This window comes from Thauera aminoaromatica S2, from assembly GCF_000310185.1.
In the GTDB taxonomy this organism is placed as follows: Bacteria; Pseudomonadota; Gammaproteobacteria; order Burkholderiales; family Rhodocyclaceae; genus Thauera; species Thauera aminoaromatica.
In genome coordinates, this window is sequence record NZ_AMXD01000142.1 from 1 (window position 1) to 9,223 (window position 9,223).

At 66.6% G+C, this 9,223-nt stretch carries 10 protein-coding genes and 1 pseudogene; 3 read left to right on the forward strand and 8 right to left on the reverse strand.

What is annotated here, in order from left to right:
• Positions 1-62: 62 nt before the first annotated feature.
• Positions 63-503: a bacteriohemerythrin gene (locus tag C665_RS16315; RefSeq protein ID WP_004322941.1), complete on the reverse strand. Its 441-nt coding sequence runs from the start codon at positions 501-503 to the stop codon at positions 63-65.
• Positions 504-705: 202 nt separating this feature from the next.
• On the opposite strand from C665_RS16315, the gene C665_RS16320 reads away from it, so the two are divergent.
• The 3 genes from C665_RS16320 (at position 706) to C665_RS20360 (ending at position 2,855) form a co-directional block, all read left to right on the forward strand.
• Complete coding sequence (locus C665_RS16320) at positions 706-1,203, forward strand: TlpA disulfide reductase family protein (RefSeq protein ID WP_004322943.1); 498 nt, start codon at positions 706-708, stop codon at positions 1,201-1,203.
• 20 nt (positions 1,204-1,223) lie between these two features.
• A complete protein-coding gene (locus tag C665_RS16325; protein WP_004322944.1) occupies positions 1,224-1,871 on the forward strand; it encodes a pentapeptide repeat-containing protein in 648 nt (215 codons plus the stop codon).
• A gap of 342 nt (positions 1,872-2,213) precedes the next feature.
• Positions 2,214-2,855 (forward strand): TnsA endonuclease N-terminal domain-containing protein, encoded by a 642-nt coding sequence (locus C665_RS20360; protein WP_086010198.1) that lies wholly within the window; start codon positions 2,214-2,216, stop codon positions 2,853-2,855.
• Positions 2,856-2,971: 116 nt separating this feature from the next.
• Here C665_RS20360 and istB read toward each other — a convergent pair whose 3' ends face one another.
• The 7 genes and pseudogenes from istB to C665_RS16360 all read right to left on the reverse strand — a co-directional run.
• Positions 2,972-3,769 carry an IS21-like element helper ATPase IstB gene (gene istB / locus C665_RS16330; RefSeq protein ID WP_004265643.1) on the reverse strand — a complete coding sequence of 266 codons (798 nt, stop codon included), beginning with the start codon at positions 3,767-3,769 and terminating at the stop codon, positions 2,972-2,974.
• Positions 3,762-5,254 (reverse strand): annotated as a pseudogene (gene istA / locus C665_RS16335) (IS21 family transposase). Before istA ends, istB begins: the two are co-directional and overlap by 8 nt.
• Positions 5,255-5,607: 353 nt before the next feature.
• On the reverse strand, positions 5,608-6,555 hold the full coding sequence (gene lipA / locus C665_RS16340; protein WP_004322947.1) for a lipoyl synthase: 948 nt from the start codon (positions 6,553-6,555) through the stop codon (positions 5,608-5,610).
• A gap of 64 nt (positions 6,556-6,619) precedes the next feature.
• Positions 6,620-7,300 (reverse strand): lipoyl(octanoyl) transferase LipB, encoded by a 681-nt coding sequence (lipB, locus tag C665_RS16345; RefSeq protein WP_004322949.1) that lies wholly within the window; start codon positions 7,298-7,300, stop codon positions 6,620-6,622.
• Complete coding sequence (locus C665_RS16350) at positions 7,297-7,581, reverse strand: YbeD family protein (RefSeq protein ID WP_004322951.1); 285 nt, start codon at positions 7,579-7,581, stop codon at positions 7,297-7,299. The genes lipB and C665_RS16350 overlap by 4 nt, the downstream gene beginning before the upstream one ends.
• A 42-nt stretch (positions 7,582-7,623) precedes the next feature.
• A complete protein-coding gene (locus tag C665_RS16355; protein WP_004322953.1) occupies positions 7,624-8,751 on the reverse strand; it encodes a D-alanyl-D-alanine carboxypeptidase family protein in 1,128 nt (375 codons plus the stop codon).
• A gap of 108 nt (positions 8,752-8,859) precedes the next feature.
• Positions 8,860-9,223 (reverse strand): SPOR domain-containing protein (locus C665_RS16360; RefSeq protein WP_004322954.1); only part of this gene is annotated, 364 nt, incomplete at its 5' end.

Genomic DNA, 9,223 nt, shown 5'->3' on the forward strand with positions numbered 1-9,223 from the left:
CCGGCCGGCGTCGGCCGCGCTGCGCGGGGTGCGAGGCGGCGTGCGCCCGGCCGGCGCGGCGCTCACAGGTTTTCCTTGCGCCGCAGCACCAGCGGACGCCCATCGTGGGACTTCTTCACCAGCCAGGTGGCGAGTGCCGAGTCCATGTAGTCGGCGTGGCCGGGGAACCAGTCCATCAGCGCCTGCGCGAGCTCGCGCGCGATCTCCACCTCGCCCTTGGCGACGAGCTCCTGCACCTCGCGCACCGACGCCATCACCTTGGCGTGCTCGTCGATGTGGCAGTCGCCACCGGTGGGGAAATCGGCCGCGGAGAGCCAGGCGTCCTCCTGCGCGAAGTGCGCCTCGGCGTGGCGGGCGAAGGCGTCGAGCGCGGCGGAGATCTCCGCGTCACTCGCGCGCAGCAGCGCATCCACGCACTCGACGAACTCGCGGTGGGTGTCGTCGATCGTGCGGTGCCCGAGCAGGAAACGGTCACTCCAGGTAAACACGGGGGGGCTGGTCATTGCGGTCTTGCCTCGGATCGAATGTCGGAAAACGGGTGCAGGGACGCCGGTCGCGCGTCCCCGATGCTTGAAGTCTAGCAAGCCGGGCACCTTTGCAGGCAGCGCCTGTCCGACCGGTCGAAGGTGACAAGCCCCGGGCGCTCGCTCAAAATCGCCCGTAAAGCGCCTGCCGCCGCGCAGTTCAACCGTTCCGGACCCCGCCATGAAGCTCAAGATCGCCGCCGCCGTCGCGGTCCTCGTCCTCGCAGTCGCCGGCTTCTTCGTGTTCACCCAGAAGCCCGCCGCCCCCGACGTGGCCTTCTCCACGCTGCAGGGGCAGAGCTTCCGCACCGCCGACCTGCGCGGCAAGGTGGTGCTAGTGAACTTCTGGGCCACGACCTGCACCACCTGCATCAAGGAGATGCCGGCGCTGAAGGCGACGCAGGAGAAGTTCGAGGCGCGCGGCTACCGCACCGTGGCGGTGGCGATGGACTACGACCCGCCCGCCCAGGTCGCCGCCTTCGTCGAGCGCAGCGCCCTGCCCTTCACCTTCGTGCTCGACCGCGACGGCAGCATCGCGCGCGGCTTCGAGGGCGTGCGCCTGACCCCGACCAGCTACGTCCTCGACAAGCACGGCAGGATCGTGCAGAAGATCCTCGGCGAACCCGACTTCGACAAGCTGCACGGCCTGCTCGAACAGCTTCTCACCGAACCCGCCTGACCGGGAAGCCCACGCACCCCATGCCCACGATCCGCGCCACACTGCACGCCACCCTCGCGGCCAGCCTGCTGCTCGCCCTGCTCCCGCCCGCCCACGCCCAGCGCGCCGGCAACATCGGCGGCTGCGACATCCGCCGCGGCACGCTGTGCACCAACCTCAACCTCAACGGGGCAAACCTCGAAGGGGTGAATCTGGCCAACTCGCAGTTCACCCGCTCGGATCTGTCCGGCGCCAACCTGCGCGGCGCCACCTTGAACGAAGCCAACTTCTCCCAGGCCGAGATGGCAGGCGCGACGCTGGACAAGGCCTCGATGCTGCGCGCCAACCTGCGTGGCGCACGCCTGACCGGCGCCAGCTTCAAGGAAGCCGACCTGCGCAACGCGATCCTGCAGAACGCCGACCTGCACGACGCCGACCTCTCCGCCGCCCAGCTCGGCGGCGCCGACCTGACCAACGCCCGCGCCGAGCGCAGCCGCTTCGACGGCGCCGAGCTCACCCGCAGCAACCTGCGCGCCGCCAAGCTCGCGGGCGCGTCCTTTGTCGGCGCCAACCTGCAGGGGGCGAACTTCACCCGCGCGCAACTGAGCAACGCCGACTTCAGCGGTGCGAACCTGGATCAGGCGGTCTTCCTCAACGCGCAGACGGACGGGTGCAAGGGCTGTCCGTAGGCGGGGTTCTCGCAGGTCGGGACGGATCGACGCGGGAATCCACGGCGACGGCGGCGCCGGGAACGCGCGCGGCGGTCGACCGGCGGCCGCGATCGCGACTTGCGTCGCTCCTACGGCGCGGCTTCGGAAGCGTGATGACTTCTGATCGGCGAGGTTTTTCGGCGCCCTGATGCGCGCACGCGCGAGGCCTTGGGGCCGGGGTGGCGCTCGCCAACTTCAGGAGCGCCGAGGCGGAGGGCGTCGCGGGGGAAACAAGGCGACGCATGTCCGAGGAGCGCAGCGACGAGTTTGCGTCGCCGCCCCCGCGGCTATCAATTACAGCGCTTTTTGCAAAAATAGCCCATGAAAGGGCTTGCTTTTACACCGATACGAGCTAAAAAAGACATAGATACGTGCAACGAAATTCAGAATTACACACATCTCTGCAACCTCCTTGAAATGCCAGTACGGAAAATTCAAAAGAACTTTCGCAACGTGACCGGCATCGCCGCATCGAGTAAGGCCGTAGGGCCGGCGGAGTTCGAGTCTACGCTTGAACGGGACTTCCTGGCACTGCTCGATTTTTCCCCCGACGTCGCGCGTTACGAAGTCCAGCCCGTGCGCATTGAGTGGTCGGACGGGACAAAGAAGGGCGCACGTCGCTACACACCTGACGTCCTGGTTGAGTTCGTTCCGGAACTGCAGCGGCGACCATGGTTGTGCGAAGTCAAGTACCGCGCCGATCTCGCGAGGGACTGGGCGACACTGCACCCAAAGCTCAGGCGGGGTGTTCGTTACGCCAAGCAACACGGTTGGCGATTCCGACTGATCACGGAAGTCGAGGTGCGAACACAACGGCTCACCAACATCCGCTTCCTCGCGCCCTTCGGGCGTCGGAGCATTCCGCAGGAAGACATCGAGGCGGTTCTTGCGGCGATAGCTGCGTGTCGGCGCGCGTCTAAAACTACCCAGCGGTGCGCGTTGAATTTTACCCAGGCACTTTAGTTGCCCGTCATGCAGCAACTGCTTTTCAGTTTAGTCGAGTTACCGTTCGTGAGTGTGCGCAGAGAAGCCCGCGAAGGGCGTAGCCCGAAGCGGGCTTCTCTGCGCGGGCGCCGGGATCAGAACGGCTCGTCCTCGGTGAGGGGGCCGCGCTTGCGCTGCTCGCGGTCCTTGATCCGCGACCGCGCGCTGGCCGAGCTCTGACGGAAGCGATAGGACTCGTTCCCGGTCTCGACGATATGGCAGTGATGGGTGAGCCGGTCGAGCAGTGCCGTGGTCATCTTTGCGTCGCCGAACACGCTGGCCCATTCACCGAAGCTCAGGTTGGTCGTGATCATCACGCTGGTGTGCTCGTACAGCTTCGAGAGCAGATGGAACAGCAGCGCTCCGCCGCTCTGGCTGAACGGCAGGTAACCCAGCTCATCGAGAATCACCAGGTCCATGCGCAGCAGCGAGAAGGCGAGCTTGCCGGCTTTGCCGGCCGCCTTCTCCTGCTCGAGCAGATTGACCAGATCAACGGTCGAGTAAAACCGCACCCGCTTGCCGTGCTGGGTGATCCCCGACACCCCCAGGGCCGTGGCCAAATGCGACTTGCCTGTGCCGGTGCCACCGATGAAGACGACGTTGTGAGCCTGCGCGGTGAAGTCGAGTGTGGCGAGTTCCTGAATCAACGCCCGCTCCACCTTCGACTGCTCGAAGTCGAACCCGGCCAGATCCCGATGCACCGGGAAGCGGGCCGCCTGCAGTTGATAGCGGATCGAGCGCAGGTGACGGTCGGTATGCTCGGCCTCGAGCAGGTGCTCGAGCAGCCAACCCGAACTCTGACACCCGAGATCACTCGTGGACACCAGCTCCGCCCAGGCGTCGGCCATCCCGTACAGGCGCAGGGCTTTCAGTTCGGCAAGCACATCACGCATGGCTCACCTCCGCACGCAGCCGGTCGTAACGCTGCGGGTCCGCCACCGGTGTTTCGCTCAGGGTCAGTACCGTGTCGACGGTCGGCGTGGCAGGGGCCGACTTCAGGCGATTGAGCACGTTCTCGATGTGCTCGGGGCTGGGGCGGCCCGCTTCGAGCGCCAACTCCACCGCCACGATGACCGCCCCCAGGCCATGCTGAGGCACGGCGGCGAGCACCTTCGCCATGACCCGATCTCCGCCTTCGCGCTTGAGCAGCAGTGCGCGCAGCGTCTGCAGTGGCGCGGGCATGTCGGCGAAGGGTGCGCCGTTCCTGAGCGCACCGGGCTTGCGCTCGATCAGCGGCAGATAGTGCTGCCAGTCGTAGCGCGCTTCGTTGCGCGTGAAGCTGCGCACGTGACGGGCCACGACGGTGTCGTGCGCGACGAGCTCGATCTGCTCGGGATACACCCGGATGCCGACCATCTGCCCCACCAACTCGCACGGCGCCGAATAGCGGCAGCGCTCGAACGTGACCAGGCAGGTGCTCGACACCTTGCCGAGCGTCTCCACGTAGCCGTCGAAGGGCGTGATCATCGGCATCAGGCTGGGCTGCTCCTGCTCGAGCATTTCCGCCAGGCTGAGGTCGTACTCCGGATGCTTGAGCTCATGCCACAGGCTGCGACACTTCGCCAGCAACCACAGGTTCAGCTCGGTGAAGGAACCAAAGCGCGTCTCGGCCGCCTCCTGCCAGATCCGCCGTCGGCTGTCCTGCACGTTCTTCTCGACGACGCCTTTCTCCCAACCGCTGGCGACGTTGCAGAAGTCCGGCTCGAACAGGTAGTGCGAGGCCATCGCCGCAAAGCGTGTATTGACCACCCGCGCCTTGCCTTTCTTCACCCGGTCGACGGCGGTCTTCATGTTGTCGTAGATCCCGCGCCGGGCTACGCCGCCGAGCGCGGCAAACGCCCGCGCGTGCGCATCGAACAGCATCTCGTGGCTCTGCGTCGGATACGCCTGCACGACAAAGGCACGGCTGTAGCACAGCTTCAGGTGCGCCACGAGCACCTTGCGCCACACCCCACCGATGACCAGATGCTCCTCGCTCCAGTCGAACTGGTGCGCCCCTCTCCCGGCTCGAACTGCAGCGGAACGAAGGCCTTCGCGACCGATGCACCGCCTTCGGCCTTCCAGCGCCGGATGAACTCGGTGACGCGGCTGTAATCGCCGTCGAACCCCTGCACCTGCAACTGCCCAAACAACTTCAGCGCCGTGCGCCGGTCCCGTTGCGGTCGCCGCGCATCGGTCTCCAACATCTTGACCAGCTGCGCCGCGTACGGCGCGATCTTGGTGTCGCCGACCCTGCGCTGGTACTTCGGGTCAACCCCTTCAGGCGCCTTCAGCCACTTGCGGATCGTCTTGCGCGTCAGCCCCGTGCGACGCTCGATCTCCGAGAGCGTGAGCCCCTCCCGGTAGTACAGCCTTCTGACCTTCCCCAGCAGATTCATGGTGATCATCTCCTCGGTTCCCCGCTCCTCGACGGAAGCGGCGGAGGTTAATCACCTGGGTACTTTTCAGCGCGCAGACCCCGCGAAATCTGGGTAGTTTTCAGTGCGCGTCAACACTCAGCGTCATTCGGCTCGCACCGCAGCGGCGAAATAGCCACCTTGATGCTGGGTTGGGCGTAGCGTCGAACACTCCCGGGGTAGGCGCACTCGCCGAACCAGTCAAGACGCCAGACTCGTTCGTCCGGCGTCAGACTGGGAAAATTCGGGAGTGGGCTCATGGCCTGCAAATTTGCACGGAGCGATGTAAATTTGCAGCGATCGATGTAAACTAGCTTTTATCGGTGGAATTTACATCAGACCACCCCGGCCCCGTGCGCCTGCTGGTCAGCCCAGTAGCTCGAGCGCACCATCGGGCCGCAGGCGGCGTTCCTGAAGCCCATCTTCAGCGCCTCGGTCTCGAACATCTTGAAGGTGTCGGGATGCACGTAGCGCAGCACCGGCAGGTGGCCGCCGGAGGGCTGCAGGTACTGGCCGATGGTGAGCATCTCGACGTCGTGCGCGCGCAGGTCGCGCATGACCTCGAGGATCTCCTCGTCGGTCTCGCCCAAGCCCACCATCAGGCCGGACTTGGTCGCCACGTCCGGATGGCGGGCCTTGAACTGCTTGAGCAGCTCGAGCGAATAGGCGTAGTCCGAGCCCGGGCGGGCCTGCTTGTACAGGCGCGGCACGGTCTCGAGGTTGTGGTTCATGACGTCGGGCGGGGCGGCGTCGAAGATGTCGAGCGCGATCTCCATGCGGCCGCGGAAGTCCGGCACCAGCACCTCGATGCGGGTACTCGGCGAGGCGGCGCGGGTCTCGCGGATGCAGTCGACGAAGTGCTGGGCGCCGCCGTCACGCAGGTCGTCGCGGTCCACCGACGTGATCACCACGTAGTTCAGCCGCATCGCGGCGATGGTCTTGGCGAGATCCCTCGGCTCGTCGGGGTTGAGCGGCTCGGGACGGCCGTGGCCGACGTCGCAGAACGGGCAGCGCCGGGTGCAGATGTCGCCCATGATCATGAAGGTGGCCGTGCCCTTGCCGAAGCATTCGTGGATGTTCGGGCAGGAGGCTTCCTCGCACACGGTGTGCAGCTTGTGGTCGCGCAGCGTGGCCTTGATCTCGTTGAAGCGCTCGGCTTCCATGCCGGCGCCGAGCTTGATGCGGATCCACTCGGGCTTCTTGAGGCGTTCGGCAGGGACGATCTTGATCGGGATGCGGGCGGTCTTGTCGGCGCCGCGCTGCTTGCGCGCAGGGGTTTCCATGGTCGCTGTTCTCTGTGGGTTTCCGGGTGGGAAGGGCTGATCTCGGACGGATCCGTCGGCGCGATTATGGCCCGGCGCGCGCCGCTGCGGCGCCGGGGGCTGCCGGATCCGCATTATCGGTTTCCCCAATGTCCGACGATGGGGGCGGCAGCAGGCGCTGCAGGTGGCCGAGCAGCACTTCGCCGACCGCGTCCACGCCGGCGTCGACACCGAAGTCCTTCATGCGGATCGTCTTCAGACCCTCGTAGCCGCAGGGGTTGATCCAGCCGAAGGGCGCGAGGTCGGCATCCACGTTGATCGCCAGTCCGTGGTAGCTGCAGCCGCTGCGCACGCGCAGACCGAGCGCGGCGATCTTGTCGCCGGCGACGTAGACGCCCGGCGCGCCGTCCTTGCGCTCGGCCTCGATACCGTAATCCGCCAGGGTGTCGATGATCGCCTGCTCCATCAGATGCACCAGCTCGCGCACCTTGAGCCTGCGCCGCGGCAGGTCCAGCAGCAGGTAAGCCACGAGCTGGCCGGGGCCGTGGTAAGTGATCTGGCCGCCGCGGTCGATGCGCACCAGCGGGATGTTGGCCGGGTTCTGCAGCAGGTGCTCGGGCTTGCCGGCCTGGCCGAGGGTGTACACCGGCGGGTGCTGCAGCAGCCAGAGCTCGTCGGGCGTGTCGGCGCCGCGCGCGGCGGTGAACACACGCATGGCCTCGAGCGCCGGCGCGTACTCCACCAGGCCGAGGCGCTTGACGATCACAGCACCACCTTGACCATCGGGTGGGCAGTCAGCTCGCGATACATGGCATCGACCTGCACCTGCGACAGCGCACGGAAGGTGCAGGTCACCGCGAGGTAATTGCCCTTGCTCGACGGCCGCATCTCGGCGCCGGCGGGCTCGAAGTCGGGCGCGTGGCGCAGCACCACGTCGATCACCGCCTGGGCGAAGCCGTCCACCCGCGCGCCCATCACCTTGATGGGAAAGTCGCAGGGATATTCGATCAGGCTCTGGCGCGTCTGCGCGTCCTGCTGGTCAGCCATGGCGGATCACCGTATTCGTGGATTCGCGGTCCGGAGCGCGCATCACAAGCTCTTGAAGAACATCACGATCGCATCCCACAGGCGGCCGAAGAAGCCCGCCACCTCGACGTCCTGCAGCGCCACCACCGGGTACTGGCCGAGCGGCTTGCCGTCGACCGCGACCGTCAGGGTGCCGACCTCCTGGCCGCGCTGCAGCGGCGCCACCAGGGGCTGGCGGCTCTCCAGGCTGACCTGGATCTTGTTTGCCGCCTCCTTGGGCACGGTGAGCGCGAAGTCCTTCGTGAACCCGACCGGCAGCTCGTTGAGCTTGCCCTTCCAGACACGGAACTTCGACAGCGCCTCGTCGGCGGAGTAGAGCTTGACCGTCTCGTAGAACTGGTAGCCGAAGTTGAGCAGCTTGAGCGACTCCTGCGCGCGCACGGAGTCCGAGGCCGCACCCAGCACCACCGAGACCAGGCGGCGCTCGCCGCGACGGGCGGTGGACACGAGGCAGTAGCCGGCGCTGCTGGTGTGGCCGGTCTTCATGCCGTCGACGGAGGGGTCCATGTACAGCAGGCGGTTGCGGTTGGGCTGCTTGATGCCGTTGTAGGTGAATTCCTTGAGCGAATACAGGCCGTAGTACTCGGGGAAGTCGCGGACGATCGCGCTCGCCAGCACGGCGAGGTCGCGCGCGCTGGTGTACAGCTGCGGATCGGGCAGGCCGGTGGAATTGGTGAAGTGGGTGTTGGTCATGCCCAGGCGCTGCGCCTCGCGGTTCATCAGCGCGGCGAAGGCTTCCTCGCTGCCGGCGATGGTCTCGGCGAGCGCCACGCAGGCGTCGTTGCCCGACTGCACGATCACGCCGCGGATGAGCTCATCCACACTGACCGGCTTGTTGGGCTCGATGAACATGCGCGAGCCTTCCATGCGCCAGGCCTTGGTGGAGACCGGCACCACCTGGTCGGGCTTGAGCGAGCCTTCCTTGAGCTTGGAGAAGGTGATGTAGGCCGTCATCAGCTTGGTCAGCGAGGCCGGCTCGATGCGGGCGTCGGCGTCCTTCTCGGCGAGCGTCTGCCCGGTGGCATGGTCGACCAGCGCCCAGGCCTTGGCGGCCAGCGCGGGGGGCGGCACCGTCTGCGCGAGCGCGGACAGCGAGAACAGCGAGACGAGTACGGCAATGAGGAAACGCATCGGGAAAACCTGGAGAAGCGGGAATGGGAACGGCGGATTATAGGCGCCGCGCATGGACGGGCAAAAAATGGAAAGCCTTTGTTGCAACCCGGGCGCGGTGCGCGACGGTCAGCGCACCACCACGAAGGGCTTGAGCTTGAGCACGTTGCCCATGCGCTCGGCCGCATCGCGCGCCGCCTCGACCGTGTCGTAGGGACCGGCGTGGAGGCGGAAACGTTCGCCATCGGCGAACAATTCGAAACGCTCGGCCAGATCCGAGGCCTGGCTGCGCACCGTGTCGCGGAAGCCTTCGGCGTTGGCGAACGAGGAGAAGGCGCCGAGCTGCAGGAAGATGCCCGCGCTCGCCGACGCGACCGGCGGCGCGAAGCCGCCCGCGGCACCGCAGACGGGGCCTTCCTCGCACTCGGGCGGGGCGAGGGCGATCGCGCTGCCGGCTGCCCGCGCGGGGCTCGCGACCTCTGCATGGAATCTC